At 42.6% G+C, this 18,295-nt stretch carries 17 protein-coding genes; 13 read left to right on the forward strand and 4 right to left on the reverse strand.

Annotated elements, in window-relative coordinates:
* Positions 1-52: 52 nt before the first annotated feature.
* From GC096_RS19555 to groL, 6 genes are all read left to right on the forward strand, one after another.
* Entirely contained in the window at positions 53-544 is a 492-nt protein-coding gene (locus GC096_RS19555; protein WP_056608535.1) for a MogA/MoaB family molybdenum cofactor biosynthesis protein, read from the forward strand.
* Between the two features lie 75 nt (positions 545-619).
* On the forward strand, positions 620-1,645 hold the full coding sequence (locus GC096_RS19560; RefSeq protein ID WP_246302839.1) for a molybdopterin-binding protein: 1,026 nt from the start codon (positions 620-622) through the stop codon (positions 1,643-1,645).
* Between the two features lie 40 nt (positions 1,646-1,685).
* Positions 1,686-2,234, forward strand: coding sequence for a twin-arginine translocase TatA/TatE family subunit (locus tag GC096_RS39115; protein WP_171632518.1), 549 nt, complete (start codon positions 1,686-1,688; stop codon positions 2,232-2,234).
* 87 nt (positions 2,235-2,321) lie between these two features.
* Complete coding sequence (gene tatC, locus GC096_RS19570; RefSeq protein WP_171632689.1) at positions 2,322-3,062, forward strand: twin-arginine translocase subunit TatC; 741 nt, start codon at positions 2,322-2,324, stop codon at positions 3,060-3,062.
* A 243-nt stretch (positions 3,063-3,305) separates the two neighbouring features.
* A complete protein-coding gene (gene groES, locus GC096_RS19575) occupies positions 3,306-3,587 on the forward strand; it encodes a co-chaperone GroES (protein WP_028553854.1) in 282 nt (93 codons plus the stop codon).
* Between the two features lie 75 nt (positions 3,588-3,662).
* Positions 3,663-5,291, forward strand: a complete 1,629-nt coding sequence (gene groL, locus GC096_RS19580) for a chaperonin GroEL (RefSeq protein ID WP_056608544.1) — start codon at positions 3,663-3,665, stop codon at positions 5,289-5,291.
* 144 nt (positions 5,292-5,435) lie between these two features.
* Here groL and GC096_RS19585 read toward each other — a convergent pair whose 3' ends face one another.
* Together GC096_RS19585 and GC096_RS19590 are read right to left on the reverse strand one after the other, a co-directional pair.
* Complete coding sequence (locus tag GC096_RS19585; protein WP_171632519.1) at positions 5,436-5,714, reverse strand: hypothetical protein; 279 nt, start codon at positions 5,712-5,714, stop codon at positions 5,436-5,438.
* 17 nt (positions 5,715-5,731) lie between these two features.
* Positions 5,732-5,992: a hypothetical protein gene (locus tag GC096_RS19590; RefSeq protein WP_171632521.1), complete on the reverse strand. Its 261-nt coding sequence runs from the start codon at positions 5,990-5,992 to the stop codon at positions 5,732-5,734.
* A 285-nt stretch (positions 5,993-6,277) separates the two neighbouring features.
* Here GC096_RS19590 and GC096_RS19595 point away from each other — a divergent pair, with 285 nt between their 5' ends.
* The 3 genes from GC096_RS19595 (at position 6,278) to GC096_RS19605 (ending at position 11,332) form a co-directional block, all read left to right on the forward strand.
* On the forward strand, positions 6,278-6,520 hold the full coding sequence (locus GC096_RS19595; protein WP_171632523.1) for a hypothetical protein: 243 nt from the start codon (positions 6,278-6,280) through the stop codon (positions 6,518-6,520).
* A 118-nt stretch (positions 6,521-6,638) separates the two neighbouring features.
* Positions 6,639-8,213 carry an SWIM zinc finger family protein gene (locus GC096_RS19600; protein WP_171632524.1) on the forward strand — a complete coding sequence of 525 codons (1,575 nt, stop codon included), beginning with the start codon at positions 6,639-6,641 and terminating at the stop codon, positions 8,211-8,213.
* On the forward strand, positions 8,210-11,332 hold the full coding sequence (locus GC096_RS19605) for a DEAD/DEAH box helicase (protein WP_246302840.1): 3,123 nt from the start codon (positions 8,210-8,212) through the stop codon (positions 11,330-11,332). The genes GC096_RS19600 and GC096_RS19605 overlap by 4 nt, the downstream gene beginning before the upstream one ends.
* Positions 11,333-11,372: 40 nt before the next feature.
* On the opposite strand, the gene GC096_RS19610 is transcribed toward GC096_RS19605, so the two are convergent.
* Together GC096_RS19610 and cysC are read right to left on the reverse strand one after the other, a co-directional pair.
* Entirely contained in the window at positions 11,373-13,898 is a 2,526-nt protein-coding gene (locus tag GC096_RS19610) for an O-antigen ligase family protein (RefSeq protein WP_171632526.1), read from the reverse strand.
* Positions 13,899-13,999: 101 nt separating this feature from the next.
* Entirely contained in the window at positions 14,000-14,602 is a 603-nt protein-coding gene (cysC, locus tag GC096_RS19615; RefSeq protein WP_171632528.1) for an adenylyl-sulfate kinase, read from the reverse strand.
* 181 nt (positions 14,603-14,783) lie between these two features.
* On the opposite strand from cysC, the gene GC096_RS39570 reads away from it, so the two are divergent.
* The 4 genes from GC096_RS39570 (at position 14,784) to GC096_RS19635 (ending at position 18,244) form a co-directional block, all read left to right on the forward strand.
* A complete protein-coding gene (locus GC096_RS39570) occupies positions 14,784-15,581 on the forward strand; it encodes an ABC transporter permease (RefSeq protein WP_171632530.1) in 798 nt (265 codons plus the stop codon).
* Between the two features lie 11 nt (positions 15,582-15,592).
* Positions 15,593-16,339, forward strand: coding sequence for an ABC transporter ATP-binding protein (locus GC096_RS19625; RefSeq protein ID WP_171632532.1), 747 nt, complete (start codon positions 15,593-15,595; stop codon positions 16,337-16,339).
* 57 nt (positions 16,340-16,396) lie between these two features.
* Complete coding sequence (locus GC096_RS19630) at positions 16,397-17,875, forward strand: hypothetical protein (protein WP_171632533.1); 1,479 nt, start codon at positions 16,397-16,399, stop codon at positions 17,873-17,875.
* 111 nt (positions 17,876-17,986) lie between these two features.
* On the forward strand, positions 17,987-18,244 hold the full coding sequence (locus tag GC096_RS19635) for a hypothetical protein (protein ID WP_171632535.1): 258 nt from the start codon (positions 17,987-17,989) through the stop codon (positions 18,242-18,244).
* Positions 18,245-18,295 lie beyond the last annotated feature (51 nt).

Consider the following 18,295-nt stretch of genomic DNA (forward strand, 5'->3'; position numbering starts at 1 on the left):
CGCAGGTTAGTGGGTTGATCTCATTCAGTGAACAAGGGAGAGGTGACGAAGGATGCACTGGAAAGTTGCGATTTTGACAGCCAGTGACCGCGGTTACCGAGGAGAACGAGAAGACACTAGCGCTCAGGTAATCCGCGAGCTGATTGAAGAGGAAATTCAAGGCGAAATCATCGAGTACCGGGTCGTTCCGGACGAGATGGACGAAATTATGGCTTCCTTAATAGAAATGACTGATTATTATCAAGCTGATTTAATTTTAACAACAGGTGGAACTGGTTTGGCTCCGCGAGATGTTACACCGGAAGCAACGCTCAATGTGATTGATCGTGTTGCACCTGGTTTTGCCGAAGCGATGCGCATGATCTCGATGCAAAAAACGAAGAAAGCGATGCTCTCACGAGCCGTCTCTGGCATTCGCGGACGCACGCTGATCATTAATTTGCCAGGCAGTCCGAAGGGTGTTCAAGAAAATCTGATGGCGATCATTGATCAGCTTCCTCATGCGCTTGGTATTCTAACAGGCAAAGAAGGCGATCACGGGTGAATGGGAAAATGAAGCGTGTAAGCTGCCTCATGATGAATTGCGGAGTAATAGGAACAAGTCAGAAGGTGACTCGTGATGAGTAAAGATACTTCCATGCTGCGCGAGGTCAAAGTGGAAGATGCAATCGGGATGATTCTTCCGCATGATCTCACGCAGATTTTGCCAGGCAAGTTCAAAGGCCGGCTGTTCCGCAAAGGTCATCAAGTGACGGAAGCGGATATTCCTGCCCTGCTCAGCATCGGCAAGGAACATATCTATGTGATGGAGCTGCAACCTGGCTATCTCCATGAGGATGAGGCTGCCTTGCGCATGGCCCGCGCCATTGCGGGAACAGATAAATGTTCGGATCTCAGACTTACTGAGCCGCATGAGGGCAAAGTGAACGTGAAGTCGGAGATTCACGGTTTGGTGAAAATCGATAAAGCGTTCGTGGACAGCGTGAACGCGATTGATGAGGTCATCATGTCGACGATTCGCAGCAACACGGTCGTTCAGGGCGGCGCTTCGCTGGTCGGTACGCGGGTGATCCCGCTGATCGTCGACGAAGCGAAGGTTGCAGAGGTCGAGCGGCTAGCCGCGGCTCGACGTGAGGAAGGCTTCACCTTGCTCGAGGTGAAGCCATTTCGCAAGCTGCGCGTCGGCGTGATTACGACGGGCAGCGAGGTCTTCAAGGGCCGAATTCAGGATAAATTCGGCCCGGTTGTGAAAGAGAAGGTCGCGCAGCTCGGCTCCGTGGTTGTGGACCAACGCTTCGTGTCGGATGACAGCGAAGCGATTGTGGGTGAGATCCACGCGCTGCAAGCGCTAGGCGTGGATCTGGTGCTGGTCACGGGCGGCATGTCCGTGGACCCGGATGATCGCACGCCTGGTGCGATCAAGGCGGCCGGCGCCCGCGTGGTCAGCTACGGCACGCCGATGCTGCCGGGCTCGATGCTGATGATCGCCTATCTAGGCGATCTGCCGATCATGGGCCTGCCGGGTTGTGTGATGCACGACCTGTACACGTCTTTTGATGTGCTGCTGCCGCGCATCTGCGCAGGCGAAGAAATCGTGCGTAGTGACATCACGGAGATGGGCTACGGCGGATTTTATCAATGTTAGAAGAGTATTCATAACGCAACACATAATGGAGATGAAGTCCATGTTTCAAAATATTGGTTTCACCGAGCTTTTATTGATCGCCGTCGTCGCGCTTGTCATATTCGGACCGCAGAAGCTGCCGGAGATCGGCAGAATGCTTGGTAAGACGTTAAGAGATTTCAAGCAAGCGACGAATGAACTCATGAGTGACGAGCCCAAAGCGCCATTAGCATCCAAAACACCAGTTGTACCTGACCCGGTCACACCTGTGGAGGTTGCTAGCGTGGTTGCAATCGATAAAGAGGCAATAGATTCTATTGAGCCATTACCTCAAGGGTCGATAAAGGCGCAAATTATGGCAGAACCAGCAGCCTCGTCTGAGGTGAAACCTGCGGTGACTTTCGTAACGAAAAAGTCCTCTGAGGTTGTTCATGTTATCGGTACGCCAGCTGAAGCTGCAGAGGCCATATCCTTGCCAATTTCGTCATCATCAGTTTCACAAGCAGACAGCGATGTGTTGTCCTCCGCTCCTGCACAAGCCTCGGCCCCTACCCCGGCGCCAGCGCAGCAGTCAGGCAATACAGGCAATTCCCGGCGATTACCGGATTAGTTTTTTTGTCACGCAGATTAAGAAGTGGTTCAGCCTGCAGGCTGTATGCACTAGATTAGGTAGGTGAGTCGGTTGAAGAACGAAGAAATGTCTCTTGTAGAGCACCTTGGCGAGCTTCGCAAGCGAATCATGTGGATATTAGTTGTTCTGGTCATTGGTATGGTGGGTGGGCTCGTAGCTGCTAAACCTATCATTCGGTATCTCAAAAGTATCCCGCCAGCAGATGGCATCGGTTGGAACGTGTTCTCCCCTTGGGATGCCTTGCGTTTGTATATGAATTTTGGGTTAGCTGTCGGTCTTCTTATCACATTACCCGTGATTCTTTACCATATATGGGCTTTCGTTAAGCCGGGCTTGCGGGAGACGGAGCAGAAGGCTTCGCTCCTCTACGTACCTTACGCATTTTTGCTCTTTTTGTTGGGATTATCCTTTGGGTATTGGGTTGTCTTTCCGATGGCGTTTTATTTTACTTCGTCGATTAGTAAGAGTTTAGAAATAACGGAGATGTACGGTGCTGCGCAGTATTTTACCTTCATGTTTAACATCGTTCTTCCGCTTGCGTGTGTGTTTGAGATGCCGATCGTGGTGATGTTTCTCACGAAGATTAAGCTGCTGAACCCGAAGCGCCTGCATAAGTTTAGAAGATATGCTTACATGCTGATGGTTATTCTTGCGACCGTTATTACGCCGCCAGATGCGATTTCAGCGATTTTAGTTGCGGTGCCGCTCATTATTCTATATGAATTCAGTGTCTTCATGTCGGGCTTCATTTATCGCAAACAGCTTGCGAAAGATGCCGCTTGGGAACTGGAGTTTGGTCCTAAATGAAGAAGTGCATGAACATAGTCTGCCTACATGGCGGGCTATTTTTTTTCATTCATAGAGGGAATATTTGGTTATCATTTGGGTAGAATGAGGGGGGTGTCCTAAAGAATGAAAAATGTGTAAAAGGACTTGCAAATTACTCCCAGAATGAGTATCATAAGAGGTGTTGTTAGCACTAAACACATTCGAGTGCTAATAACTAAGAAATATACCCAAGACAAATTTTCTAAAGGAGGCTATTTTTCCATGATCAGACCGTTAGGTGATCGAGTTATCATTGAAGCCGTTGCGAAAGAGGAGACTACAGCAAGTGGCATCGTGCTGCCAGATACAGCTAAAGAAAAACCACAAGAAGGTAAAGTTGTAGCCGTTGGCGCTGGCGCGTTGAAAGATGGCGTACGTGTTCCGCTTGAAGTAAGCGAAGGCGACCGCATCATTTTCTCCAAATACGCTGGAACTGAAGTGAAATACGAAGGCCGCGAACTGTTGATCTTGCGCGAAAGCGACATCCTCGCTGTATTAGCCTAAGTTAGAGCAGCATATAGATCGGCTTTACGTTAATAACAATTTATCTAGGTTTTTAATTAGAGGAGGTTTCCTATCGTGGCAAAAGAAATTAAGTTCAGTGAAGACGCACGCCGCGCGATGCTTCGCGGGGTAGATGCTTTGGCGAATGCCGTTAAAGTAACACTAGGTCCAAAAGGCCGTAACGTAGTTCTTGAGAAAAAATTTGGTAGCCCGTTGATCACTAACGATGGTGTTACAATTGCGAAAGAAATCGAACTTGAAGATGCTTTCGAAAACATGGGAGCACAACTTGTTAAAGAAGTTGCTACTAAAACTAACGATGTTGCTGGTGACGGTACAACAACTGCAACGGTTCTAGCACAAGCTATGATCCGTGAAGGTCTGAAAAACGTTACTGCAGGCGCTAACCCAATGGTTATCCGCAAAGGTATCGAGAAAGCTGTTAAAGCGGCTGTAGAAGAGCTTCAAGCTATCGCGAAGCCAATCGAAGGCAAACAGTCCATCGCACAAGTAGCGGCAATCTCTGCTGCTGACGAAGAAGTAGGCGAATTGATCGCTGAAGCTATGGAAAAAGTTGGTAAAGATGGTGTTATCACAGTTGAAGAATCCAAAGGCTTCTTGACGGAGCTTGAGGTTGTAGAAGGTATGCAATTCGACCGTGGGTACACATCCCCATACATGATCACTGATACGGATAAAATGGAAGCAGTTCTGGACAACCCGTACATCTTGATCACAGACAAAAAAATCTCGAACATCCAAGAAATCTTGCCTGTTCTTGAAAAAGTGGTTCAATCCGGTAAACAACTTCTGATCATTGCTGAAGATGTTGAAGGCGAAGCACAAGCAACTCTTGTTGTGAACAGACTTCGTGGCACATTCACTTGCGTAGCTGTTAAAGCTCCTGGTTTCGGTGACCGTCGTAAAGCGATGTTGGGTGATATCGCTGCTCTAACAGGTGGCCAAGTGATTACAGAAGAGCTTGGATTGGATCTGAAATCCACGACTCCTGACCAATTGGGGAGCGCTCGTCAAATCCGTGTTACCAAAGAAAACACAATCATCGTTGATGGTGCTGGTAACCCACAAGATATCAAGGCTCGCGTTACACAAATTCGTTCCCAATTGGAAGAAACAACTTCCGACTTCGATAAAGAAAAACTACAAGAGCGTTTGGCTAAACTTTCTGGCGGCGTAGCTGTTATCAAAGTTGGCGCAGCGACTGAAACTGAATTGAAAGAGCGCAAACTTCGCATCGAAGATGCTTTAAACGCGACTCGTGCAGCAGTTGAAGAAGGTATCGTTTCTGGTGGTGGTACTGCCCTAGTTAACGTATACAACGCAGTAGCGAAAGTAGTAGCAACTGGTGATGAGCAAACGGGTGTTAACATCATCCTTCGTTCCCTTGAAGAGCCAGTTCGCACAATCGCAGCTAACGCTGGTCAAGAAGGCTCCGTTATCGTTGAGCGCTTGAAAAACGAAAAAGTAGGCATCGGCTACAACGCAGCAACTGGACAATGGGTAAACATGTTCGAAGCTGGTATCGTTGACCCTGCGAAAGTAACACGTTCCGCACTTCAAAACGCAGCATCTGTTGCAGCTATGTTCTTGACAACAGAAGCGGTTATCGCTGATAAACCAGAAGCAAGCAAACCAGGTATGCCTGATATGGGCGGCATGGGTGGAATGGGCGGTATGATGTAAGAAGCTCTGACGAGCTTCTGCGCATGCAGAGAGAAAGACTCCTTCGGGGGTCTTTTTTTTTATTTTAATCACAATATTAGCATTAGCATATTAGAACGTATGTTCTATTTCAGTGAAATTAAAAAGCCCATAGGGCTACGAATGTTATCTGTTTTTTAACTTGTCTATTTCAATGGCGTGATCAACGAGTTGTTTATCGATGACATTAAAATGATGGGCGAATGTATGATGTTCTGTTACTAAATGTCTTTGAACTGCTTCTAGTTGCTTGACATCTTCTAGCGTTTCTAGGACTACTTGTCTAATTAGAGGAATGTCAGATACGAAAGCTTCTATTGAATTTAAGCGCTCATTCATTTGTTTTTGTTCCATTTTCATTTCTTTTATTTCTTCTAGAATTTGTATTAATAATTGCTCGTTCATAAATATATCATCCTTTCCTAATGTTTTTGTTTTAGTAAGTATACATCTTCCTCGGTTTTGGAAATCTTATCTCTTTGAAAGTCTAAGCGGTCATTGGTTGTGTGAATTGCTTCAAGGAGACGGTCATCAGATTCGATATTTTCGAGATGATGTGAGTCTAATGTTAGCTGAATACGGTCAATTTTTGTTTCTACGTTTTCTAGTCTCGTGTCGACGCCTTTTAGTCTTGTGTCCATGGTTTCTAGTTGCAACATTATTTTATGCAGTAATTCTTCCACATTCATCACCTCTTCTTAAGTTCACTTTAGCTTCCTGTCTAAATGTGACAAGCCCTGTTCATAATTATACAGCGTAATTCCCATACTGTGAACGATAACATAAATTCACTTTTGTTTACTCCCAGGTACTCGCCATACAGCCTGGCTCTTTTTCATTTGCTTGGACACCATGCCTGCTTGGCCCACGCGCATCAGCCCATTTATGGGAAAGATAGGCATTGGTACACTCTATGGACTAGGGTTAGGCGTATACTATCTCATACTAACAGAGGAGTTGACGCATTCATGGCTTTACAACCAAACCAAGGAAAACAATTTCAGTGTCCACCTGCTGACCCGATAATGACAGATCCAGAAAGAGTAGTTAGGGATTTCTACCACCCACAAAAGGTTCAAGTTATTCATCCAATCCAAATTGTAAATCGCCATCACTGTGTACCGGTCTATGAGCATGTGTATACGTGCAGCGAAACCGATGAGTATTGTGGAACGCACCCGCATCCGCACCAAGGCATGCTAAGGAAGTAACAGATAAGCACTTCTCGCTAAGAATCATTCGATGATTCTGGCGGGGGGTGTTTTTTTGTTAGGGGAGTTAATTATATAATAAGGGAAGGATGTTGATTGGGTAACGGGGGATAGACACATGCAAGAATTAGAAATTGATTGGCCGTTCTGGATAGAACGGATACGTCCTAAATTCGATAAAGTGATCATCGCGAGAGGTTGGGCTTATTTCAATGAAGGTGTTGTAAGGGATATTCAGGTTGAAGGAACCTCGATCATAAAAGCTAGAGTGGACGGAACCAAAAGATACAAGGTTACCTTGGATCTCAAGAGCTTCACAAAGAGTGGCTGTACGTGTCCATACGGTTATTACTGTAAGCATATGGCTGCGGTGTTGTTTGAAGTGGCGAAGCAAGCGGGATATGATCCGGAGGAATTTCGTTTTGGTAAAATGAAGATGGCGCAGGTGGATCAGAAAATTCCACAGAAATCTAAGTCTACGACTAGGCTGCCAGAGCCGACGGATAGCTGCGAAATGTGGCTGACTTATTTTCATAAACAATATGGCAATGCCAAGATTTACAATGCTTTCAGTCTTGAGGAAGTTTGTCTCCGAGCGTGGCGTGAGCTCAATAAGCTTGCTGATACGTGGGAGCCGACTATTCGAGGTGTGTATGATATTCAAGTGGCGCTATACGTCATACAGCTATGCGATACGATGGCGGGATCGAAAGCGATCACATATGATTTTTATCAAAATACGAACTATTATGTCAAACGTGTCTTGAAGCATGCCCATGAGCAGTTGGAAGCGATTCTTCACGTGCTAGATGTGAACAAGGCATTTAAGCAGTACGGTGGACATATGAAGGATTTATCGGCTTATTTGGCTGACATATGTGAGAATGGCTCAGGCTTGTACCTCTATGATTGGCTCGATTTGTATAAGCTGTTATGGTCCCAGTTATTTCAGGATAAGGACATGCTGGAGGCAGAAATGGCTAGGCTTAGGCAGGTGCTTGCGGATACGCGAGCGAGTCAACAAGCGCATCAAGTTGCTACTCTCGGTTCAATTCATTTGGATATTAGCCGAAGTGAGGATGAAAATGCCTGGGAACGAGCAGAAAATGGAATGTTTGAAATTGAGCCAGATTATTGGTTCGATTATTTGAATGGATTTGTTTTTGAGAGTCAGTGGGATCGTTTGTTGACGTGGTTGCGGTGGTTAAAACCGAAGATGGCGTGGAACGAGCGAGTATATGCGGATGAATTTTTGCATTACTGGCGTTTGGCAGCGGAACAGCGAGATGTTGAGAAAGAGCAGAGGGACGTCATGATTTCGCTTTTACCTGCTAGCTACGATCACTATGCCAAATTCCTACTGTCAAAAGGTGAATACCAGGAATGGGCAGATCTCTGTCTTCTTTTGGATCTACCTACGGTTCACATCGATGCAGCACAGCTCAAACTTGTCGAGAAAGCGAATGTTCGATACCTCCTGCCGATCTATCATCATGCGATTGAAGCATTTATTCAGGGGAAAAATCGTCCCGATTATATACAAGCTATAAAGCTGTTGAAGAAATTAGCGGCTGCTTATAAAAAGCTGAAGCTAACCCCTCGTTTCGAAGCGTACTTGGAGCAAATCGTGAAACAATACGCTCGGTATCGCGCCTTTACGGAGGAATTGCGGAAAGGAAATTTGATACCATGATGACTTTGGCACCGATTCATATGAGAATTCAAAGGCTGCCTTCGGGGAGTTTTGCCCTGTATGGAGAAACAGAGCAAGCGAACGCGGTTCCTGGATATATGCTGCGCAAGCTGCTTTTTGCCTGGCATGAGCGCTCATTCTATGGGACTGGGCTGGAAGTGACTCGGATTCCTTATGGGGATGCGATTGTGCTGTCTCCTGTTATGGCTTTGGATTATTTACGTGCACCAGGCGTGCTCTTACATAGCAGTTTAACATGGGAAGAGGGATTTACGGAGTTGCAAAAAGGAGCACACTTCCTAAGTGAGGCGATCGATGCTGGCTGGTATTTGCCGTCCTATGAGCTTTGGCGAGCGGGGAAAAATGGCTGGAAGTTTAATGTGCCGGTGGGACAGGCTGAGAGGTTTAGAGAGCTGTGCGATGGGGCTTTCCCGGAAAGCTTTTGGCAGAGCTGGTTTAGCCGAATCGTTGAAGAGCTGCTAGAGACTGATGCGGATTTCGAGCTAGCTCCGGTGTGGAATGGATTAGTTCAAGCGAATAGGCTGCTGCAAGTTAATGTCAGAGGGTTTGAGGCTTTGCTGTTGGAATCGTCTTGGATGAAGGAAGAGGACTGGCTCCTAGCGATTGGTTGGACTCATGAGGATGATGCGCCATATCGGATTTGTGTGCAGCTCGTTGAACCCTATGCTGAGACGTATGTTGACGGTACGACAACCGCTAAAGATAACGCAGCGGATTGGCGTTTGCGATTCATTGCACAGGATCGCAAGGATGCGAACCGATTCGTTGAGTTTAGTTCAACGGGGAATGTGCTAGTTGGTGAGATACCGATTGCTTGGCAATCAGATATTGCTGATAGTCTTCAGGAACAAACGAAACGTATTTTGCGGATGCTGCCAGAGCTAGAGAGTGCCTATCAACCAGGCAAAATCATCGAGCAATTGTCAGATGAAGGGGCGTGGACGTTCCTAACCGAATCCAGTCTACAGCTTGTGGCGGCGGGAATTTCAGTTTTTTTACCATCATGGTGGGAAGAGATTCAGAAGATGGGGCGTCCGCAGTTGAAGGCGAAGATCAAAAGCTCCGTGGGTTCTACGCGCAAAGCCATGTTTGGCATGGATCAAATCATGCAGTTTGATTGGCGTGTGGCGCTAGGCGGCATAGATTTGTCTGAGGAAGAATTTGGGCAGTTGGCATTGGAAAAGAAGCGTTTGATTTATATCCGAGGCAAATGGGTGCAACTGGATCCAGCGTATTTGGAGCAAATTCGAGATGCTATGAAGCAGGTTGAGAGGAAGAAAGGTCTGTCTTTCCGGGATGTTTTGGAAATGCATCTGTCTGAAGATGAGGAAGGTCGCGCGGAAGAGGGTGATGAGAGGGCTAAACCCTTGGAGGTCAAGGTAGAACTCAATAGTCATATGCGTGGCTTGATGAAACAGTTGAGTCAGACCAAGTCTATTCCACATGTGGGGAACATTGAGGGCTTGTGTGCTGAACTTAGGCCATATCAGGTGCAAGGGGTGTCGTGGCTCCTTTTCCTGCGTAATATGGGGCTAGGTGGCTGTCTGGCGGATGATATGGGGTTGGGGAAGACCATTCAGTTTATTGCTTATTTGTTGAAGGTGAGGGAGCAGGGGGAGACCGAGGTAAGATTGACGGGAGATTCAAGGTCAAAGTCAAAGTCAGATATCGGGTCAAGATCAATGTCAGATTTCAGATCGAAACCCTCATTGCTCATATGTCCGACCTCTGTGCTTGGTAACTGGCAGAAGGAGCTCGCGCGTTTCGCGCCGACTCTCCGAATTCAACTTCATTATGGTGCGCAGCGGGCAAAAGGAGAATCTTTCCAAGCATCGCTTGGTGATGCTGATTTGGTGATAACATCCTATACGCTCGCACAGCTGGATGAAGAGGAGCTGTCGAGTATAACATGGGATACGCTTTGTTTGGATGAGGCACAAAATATCAAGAATGCATATACGAAGCAATCGCAGGCCATTCGTAAGCTAGAAGCGGGTCAGCGTATTGCGTTGACGGGTACGCCGATTGAGAATCGATTGACCGAGTTGTGGTCGATTTTTGACTTTGTGAACCCGGGATACCTGGGGACGTTGACTCATTTTAACCGACAGTATGTAGGACCGATCGAGAAAAATGGGGATGGAGCGAAGGAATTGACGGGGCGCGTACAACGACTGATAAGGCCGTTCCTGCTGAGACGCCTGAAGAAGGATCCAGCGATTCAGCTGGATTTGCCGGATAAGTACGAGGGCAAGGCGTATGTGCGTCTTACCACAGAGCAAGGGGCGCTGTATGAGAATGTCGTGCAGAGCTTGATGGAGAGGATTGAGGACTCCAGTGGGATCGAGAAGAAGGGACTCATTCTTACTTCGCTAATGAAGTTGAAGCAGATCTGCGATCATCCTGGTTTGTTTTTGAAGGAGATTGGCGGAGCAGGTGCGAAAGCAGGCACAAGAGCAGGGGCGAAAACAGGCGCAAGAGCAGGTGCGAAAGCAAAAGAGGGGCGCGGCGCACTTGCCGCCGCGGCTGATGTGAGAACACGCTCAGCGAAGCTGGAGCGTTTGGTGGAAATGATAGACGAACTCAGGAGCGAAGGAGGCAGCTGCCTCATCTTCACCCAGTTCGTCGAGATGGGGCACCTGCTGCAGAATACGCTTGCGCAGGCGCTGGGAGAGCCCGTGCAGTTCTTGCACGGGGGGATTAGTGCAATGAAGCGCGACGCGATGATCGCGCGCTTCCAAGACGCGACGCTCCCCGCGGAGGAGCGATGTCACATCTTCATCCTCTCGCTGAAAGCAGGAGGAACGGGGTTGAACCTGACAGCCGCCAATCATGTGTTCCACTATGACCGCTGGTGGAATCCGGCCGTGGAGAATCAGGCCACGGACCGCGCTTTCCGCATCGGGCAAACGCGCAACGTGCAGGTGCACAAGTTTGTAACGCTCGGCACGCTCGAAGAGCGAATCGACGAGATGATCGAGCGTAAGCAAGGCCTCAGTGACCAAATCGTTGGCACCGCCGAGAACTGGGTCACGGAGATGTCAACAAGCGAGCTGCGGGAGCTTTTTGCATTACGGCGTGAGTGGATTGAGAAGTAGGCTATATAAAAAAAGCGCCACAGCGATGTGGCGCTTTTACTTATTTTGCTGGAAAAACAGCTGCAACAATGGTATCAACACTTTGCTTCTCTGCTGGATCCTTTGCGATGAGCTTGTTCATCAATGCCTGATCTGGCGTACCTTGCTTCTGCATTATAGCTAGATACCAGCGGATTATTAAACGATTCACTTGGTCATCCATATTCTCAGTTATATGTGGTTGAATCAGTGCGATAGCACCTTTATAATCACCGCGCATATAGCTAATTTGGCCAATGTTGAGTGCCATCGATGGAGTGACTGCGAATTCACGTCCTTGCATTTGTTCCTTTGGTAGGTTTTTCAAAGAATCAATGCGCGCAAGAACATCTTTATACGTGGCAAGAGCATTCTCTAATTTCGAGTTGAACTCTTGTGCGTTGCCTTTGGTATTGGCTTCTCCTGCAAGCTCAATATTCAGTGAGATGCTCTTCTCATACATATCCATATACCAAGGGTAGTTCGGAATTTGAGCGTTTGACCATTCCAAAGCCCCTTGTTTATTACCTTTGATGAGAAGCATGTTTAGCTGTTGCATGGCCACTACGCGGTTATGGGGCTCTTTTTTCAAAAGCTGACTCATTAAGTCTTGGGCTTGATTGAAAAATGGCTCACTCTTCGTAGGATCATTAGGATTTTCTTTCTGCATTTGATTATAAACTTGAAGCAAAAGTCCAATTCGACTCACTTGACCTGTTAACAAATAATCCGGATGTCCAGGATGCAACGAAATGGCTTTATCAAGAGGTTTTACAATCTGATTGTAATCCTTACTTGTTTTTATAACTTCAATAGATTGTTTGTAAGAACCATTCGCCGAAAGAAGCTGAGCAGAGATGAAGAACATCACTAGCGACAATACCGCGATACTTGCAGGGAAAATCTTGTGGATAACAGCTGATTTTGACTTTAACTGTAGCTCACCAGAGGAGCTGTTGCTCAACATCCCACCTAAAGCGAGGAAGAGAATCGCACCTAAGTACACGTAACTTAAATCAAAGTCGATCATACTGTGAACCAATAAGGAAATCATGATAATGAAAAATAGGAAGTGCAAATCTCGTTTTTCCTGAGAGCTTCTAATGTAGCTTCGGATATAGAACCAACCAACGGCAATGACAAATCCGATAAAAGCTAGGAAACCAAGCGCACCAGCTTCGACTAAATATTGTAGAGCAAAGTTATGAGCCTGACGACTCGTATACGGATTGTTTTGATATTTTTCATAAAGGGAAGCCCAAGCTCCGCCACCGGCACCTATGATCGGATAGTCTGACCATAGCTTTACAGCATCTTTATAAAATGTCCCACGCTCCAAAACGCTGTGCTGCTGGAAGTTGATATTCTCAACACGTGTTTTCACGTTATCAGGAAGAATGTTCTTAAATCCAGTGTCACTTAGGATAAGAGTGGCACCAACCACACCAATCAGGACAGCTGCGATCGGAAGAATAAATGTTGCATATTTCTTAGCATCAAATCGGGCTGTTATGCGCTCCAACCATGGCTCTCCAAAGCGTTGAATAGCGACGGACAGTCCAGCGAAAACTAAGGAAGCAAGTAGTAGAATCCACCAGCCATGCCAAGATTCTGAAGCGGTGAATTGTTTTTGTAGTCCAATGCCAATATCCGTAACTTTCTGTAAAATAACAAGGGAAGTAAGTAAGGCTAGTCCCAGTTGAACCAGTGCTAAGATTTGGCGACTCATTCGGAAAAAGAACATCATGATGAGGAATACCACTGGGATTACGACAATGGCTCCACGAGATAATGTAAGCCAAAAAGATATAATGGTTGGAATCAGTAAAAAAGCATGAATGAGAACTACGTACCATTTACGTGATTTTATGATGAAGAATAATGAACTAAGCGTTATCGTAATTAAGAAAGCTGCATACGTGTTAGCATACTGGAAGACCGAGGTGAGACGTAGTCCATTCGAGTCTGTCATGACTGCGTCACGATAAAGATTAGACGTTCCATCCATGAGTGCAAACCAACCGACAAGGTGACCTGCGAAAGTTTTGTTGCCTAACCAATAGAAAAGTCCGAATAACACGATGAAATATCCTGAGATCATGAATAGTTGGGAAACAATCGACACACCGAGCTTGTTTTTTGTCAAAAATACACCTAAAATGAAGAAAGTTGCATACAGCATTTGGATGTAAACCATATTTGTTGCCAAATAGTGAGATGCCGAATTCGACAAAGAAATAACATAAGTAAGCGGCATGATGAAGACGAGAATGGTAAGGAGATCTTTCTTTTCTTGAAGCTTAAACACAAATAACGCTAGAATCGCAACAAGTAAAAGGATGATGGAGGACCACACGGAAGCGGAGTAAATGCTTCGCTCAAACTCAAATGTACCGCCATTAAACAGCGCCCTTTGAAAAGGTGCCCAGAACATAAATAAGCCCGTAAACACAGCTAATACCCAAAAGATGACAGAGCTTTTATCCGTCGTAATTGTTCCATTCGATTTTGCACGCGAAGCCGCGTAGGCATTCTTACTTGCACTCATTCCAGATATCTCCTTCTTCGCTAAAGTTCGACTTTATTTTAGCATACTGGAAGAGGGTTTCCAAATAAAAAAGCGTCTCTAATTTAGAGACGCTCGATAGTTTACAAATATCCATGGGTTTTTAAATAACCAACTAGTTGTAATACAGAATTCTCAACAGACTGCTTATCTGTCTCAATAACCAATTCTGGATTTTTTGATATCTCGTATGGAGCGGAAACACCTGTGAATTCTTTAATTTGATCAGTTCGAGCTTTTTTATATAAGCCCTTTGGATCTCGGCGTTCACATTCTTCAATTGAGCATTTTACAAAGACTTCAATGAAATCATCCTGAGGAAACATCGAACGAACTAAATTTCTATCTTCAAGATAAGGTGAAATGAATGCTGTAATGGTGATTAGACCAGCATCAACAAATAATCTTGATACCTCGCCAATACGTCGAATGTTTTCCTTGCGATCTTCTGGAGTAAAACCAAGATCTCTATTCAAACCAAGTCTTACATTATCTCCATCAAGTACATATGATCGAACACTTTGGTTATGTAAATATTTATTTAGTTCATTAGCTAAAGTAGATTTTCCGGAAGCAGAAAGGCCAGTAAGCCAAATTACACAGCTTCTATGTTGTTGCAGAATTCTTCTTTCTTTCTGTGTAATTTTTGGTTGGTGCCAAAAAATATGAGATTTTGATTCATCCACTAATTGTCACTTCTTTTCTTTAATGTAAGGATTTTAATGTTAGTCAAAGCGTTATTGATTATTCATTTTATCATATATGTTTAAGATTTCGCCAATTTAGGACATATGCAACTAGGATGTTTAAATTAAAAATACTTTGGTATCCCAAAAAGATTAAATGGAGAAATTAGAAAGGTGAAGTATGGAGAAAATTATAGCACAATATATTACACGTCTAAAAACCTTTAAAAAGTACTACTATTTACTTACAATTCTTGTGAAGAAGGATCTGAAGAAAAAATACAAAGGATCTTTTTTAGGAATACTATGGAGTCTTTTGAACCCTTTACTTAACATGATTGTAATTACAATAGTTTTCTCAGAGTTGTTTCATAGTGATGTTAAGAATTTTCCTGTTTATTTGTTAAGCGGATTATTATTATTTGGATTTTTTTCGTCTAGTACTACCGCATCAATGTTATCAGTAATATCAGCATCTCATTTAATTAATAAAGTCTATATTCCTAAATATATTATTACATTATCAAGTATTATTTCGAATTTCATTTTCTTTTTAATTTCACTTATTGATTTAGTCATTATTATGATGGCAACCAAAGTTACAATAACCATAAATCTTATTTATGCACCAATCTATCTAATTTTATTTTTCGTTTTTTGTTGTGGGATCAGTCTTATTCTTGCAACAATAACAGTGTTTTTCAGAGATGTCGAGCATATTTATGGAGTTCTAACAACTGTTTTGATGTATTCCTCAGCAGTATTCTACCCATCAGAAATTATACCTGATAAATATCATTTTCTGTTGACTTTTAATCCGGTATATTATTTCATTCTAGGATTTCGAACTGTTATATATTCAGGTGATTCATTAGATCCATACAATATGTTGCTCTGTCTAATTTTTGCAGTTATTAGTATGATAGTTGGAATAATAGTATTTGAAAAAAATCAAGATAAATTCATTCTATATATGTAGGAAGGGTATAAATGAGAACTGTGGACATTGATGTTGAGAATGTAACAATGAGGTTTAGGCTTTCAAATGAGAAAATAGATAATTTAAAGGAGTATTTTTTAAGAGTCATAAAGAAAAATATCAGGTATACCGAGTTTAGCGCCCTGAATTCCATTAGTTTTAAAATTTATAATGGAGAACGTGTTGGGATTATAGGTCATAACGGCGCAGGGAAAAGTACGTTATTAAAGATTATTTCTGGTGTAATGAAACCTACAGTGGGGAAAATAACTGTTAATGGTGACATTGCCCCACTCTTAGAGTTAGGTGCGGGATTTGATCCAGAGTTTTCAGGTGCAGAAAATATTTATTTGAATGGTGCTATACTTGGGAGCACGAAGGAATATTTAGATAGTAAGTTTAATGAGATTGTGGAATTTTCTGAACTTGGAACTTTTATTAACACACCTGTGAAAAATTATTCATCTGGTATGAGAGCTAGACTTGGCTTTTCAATAGCAACTCAGGTAGACGCGAGAATACTTATCGTAGATGAAATTCTTGGAGTCGGTGATGAACAGTTTAAAAAGAAAAGTTCTGATAAAATGATGGAAATGATGCAAAAGGGAAAAACAATCATTCTTGTTTCCCATAATATTAATGAGATAAAAAGTCTAACCGACAAAGTCATTTGGCTTCATAAAGGTGAAGTTAAAGAAATAGGTGAGACTAAGTTGGTGTGCAGTAAATACGAATCATTTATGAATAATAATACCTAAAATTGATTGTGGGTAAAGGCAATTAACTTGTTTAACTGTGAAAGGAGGAATATTAATATGAAGAAAATTTATATTCATATAGGGATGCCTAAAACCGGTAGCAGTGCTATTCAAGCATTTCTAGCATTAAATTATGAAAATCTATTGAAGAGGCATGTACACTTCCCTAACCCACCATCCTTTTCACAGGCATTTCAAACAAGTAGTGGCAATGCAGATGTATTGTATGAATTGTTTATAAATAATGAACTTATTGAAATAGAAAGATTTATTGAATCCTTGGGACATGAAGATAAAGTGATTTTATCGTCTGAAAGATTATTTGAAGTATTACAATTGTATCCAACTCGTTTTTTTTCAGTTCTTAACAGGTATAATTTTAAAATAATTTGTTATGTTAGAAGACATGATAACTTAATTTCAAGTTATTATAATCAAAGAGTAAAAAATCATGACGAAGTTAATCGTTCAACTGTACTAGAGTATGTCAAATTAAATAGTCATTTCTATGAGGTCTTATCCGAAAGTTTAAAATATACTTCCTCTGAGAGATTTATTATTCGTCCATATGAGAAGCAACAATTCTGTGGCGGGAATATTTATTCTGATTTTTTGAATTGTATAGATATAGAAGTAGAGGGAGATTTTATTTTTCCAGAAAAAATTGTGAATCCTTCTTTGGGATGGGACGCTCTTGAGTTTAGAAGACACCTTAATATGTTAAGAATCGATCACGATAATATAACCAATAAACTTGCAATCAATGCTTTATTAGCTAAATATACGGTAGAGCATAACATGGGAAGGCCTTTTCAAGAGAATAGTATATTTTCACCAACAGAAAGATATGAAATCATTAACTCTTTTAGTGAAAAATATGAGTGTATTGCAAGAACTTTTTTGGGTCGTGAGAATGGAAAATTGTTTTATGATGATATTCCTGATATAGATAGTCCATGGCAGCAAAATGAAGAATTATCATTCGAAAAATCTTTTGAAATATGTAAATATCTTTTGAATCATAAGGATAAAATTAATGTGGAAGAAGAGTTAATGCATATAATGCTGAGAGGCACAGTTGATAGAGTCTTAAGTGATGAAGATCATTTAAGTCATCTTGATTTTGAAAATATGGCATTTATTTATACATTAATCACTAAACCTACGGCATTGTCCAAGGATATATCAATCCTACAAAGAAAGTTAGATTTCTGGTATATAGAAGCTAGTGGTTTAGATCCACATTTTACATTGCCAAATTTTAATGCAAAGAGCAATGATGGTGAAATATCAGTAAAGATAGGCATAACTTCATCAGTAAGTGCTGTAATTGAGTTGTTCTATATATCTGACAATGTGACTTTTGACAGTAAGCATTGTATTAGCAGGAATTTGAAGAAGGGTTATAATGAAGTAATAATAAATATAAATGAGAGATCTGCCATAAAATCACTTAGACTAGACCCTGGAAATGTTGAGGGGGTATATTTGTTGCATCAGTTCGAAGTGAAAGTGAAAAAGTTGAAAGAGATGTGAGTTACAGAAATAATAAAAGAACATCTTAATAATTGTAATAATAACGAAGATAAACCAATAGTTGACGAAATTTTCGATCCGTTTAAGGAGATTAAAGATATTTTAACAACAATGTCTAATCAAATCAGTCAACTTAATATTGAAAATAAAGAGTTAAGTTTTCTAATTCCCTCAAATCTAGAAAAAGTAGAAAATATCAAAAAAATGGAAAATGAAATTCGGGATATGGAGATTACACATAATAATCAATTGAATGAAAAGGATCGAATCATTGCTCAAAAAAAAGATTTACTAGAATCAATTATAGATTCAAAAGGTTGGAGGATCCTCGAAAGATTGCGAAGAATCCGAAAATTTATATATAGATAGTGTGACAAGTAATTCTTTTATTCTTTTGGATTACAAAGAAATTAAAAATTT

The sequence above is a fragment of the Paenibacillus plantarum genome, assembly GCF_013141695.1.
Lineage (GTDB): Bacteria > Bacillota > Bacilli > Paenibacillales > NBRC-103111 > Paenibacillus_E > Paenibacillus_E plantarum.

Coding starts and splice junctions, on each gene's coding strand:
- GC096_RS19610 (WP_171632526.1), bottom strand. CDS start 13,898: ATGAGTGCAAGTAAGAATGCCTACGCGGCTTCGCGTGCAAAATCGAAT.
- GC096_RS39115 (WP_171632518.1), top strand. CDS start 1,686: ATGTTTCAAAATATTGGTTTCACCGAGCTTTTATTGATCGCCGTCGTC.
- GC096_RS19585 (WP_171632519.1), bottom strand. CDS start 5,714: ATGAACGAGCAATTATTAATACAAATTCTAGAAGAAATAAAAGAAATG.
- GC096_RS19605 (WP_246302840.1), top strand. CDS start 8,210: ATGATGACTTTGGCACCGATTCATATGAGAATTCAAAGGCTGCCTTCG.
- GC096_RS39570 (WP_171632530.1), top strand. CDS start 14,784: ATGGAGAAAATTATAGCACAATATATTACACGTCTAAAAACCTTTAAA.
- groES (WP_028553854.1), top strand. CDS start 3,306: ATGATCAGACCGTTAGGTGATCGAGTTATCATTGAAGCCGTTGCGAAA.
- GC096_RS19625 (WP_171632532.1), top strand. CDS start 15,593: ATGAGAACTGTGGACATTGATGTTGAGAATGTAACAATGAGGTTTAGG.
- GC096_RS19635 (WP_171632535.1), top strand. CDS start 17,987: ATGTCTAATCAAATCAGTCAACTTAATATTGAAAATAAAGAGTTAAGT.
- tatC (WP_171632689.1), top strand. CDS start 2,322: ATGTCTCTTGTAGAGCACCTTGGCGAGCTTCGCAAGCGAATCATGTGG.
- GC096_RS19555 (WP_056608535.1), top strand. CDS start 53: ATGCACTGGAAAGTTGCGATTTTGACAGCCAGTGACCGCGGTTACCGA.
- GC096_RS19560 (WP_246302839.1), top strand. CDS start 620: ATGAGTAAAGATACTTCCATGCTGCGCGAGGTCAAAGTGGAAGATGCA.
- GC096_RS19600 (WP_171632524.1), top strand. CDS start 6,639: ATGCAAGAATTAGAAATTGATTGGCCGTTCTGGATAGAACGGATACGT.
- GC096_RS19595 (WP_171632523.1), top strand. CDS start 6,278: ATGGCTTTACAACCAAACCAAGGAAAACAATTTCAGTGTCCACCTGCT.
- GC096_RS19630 (WP_171632533.1), top strand. CDS start 16,397: ATGAAGAAAATTTATATTCATATAGGGATGCCTAAAACCGGTAGCAGT.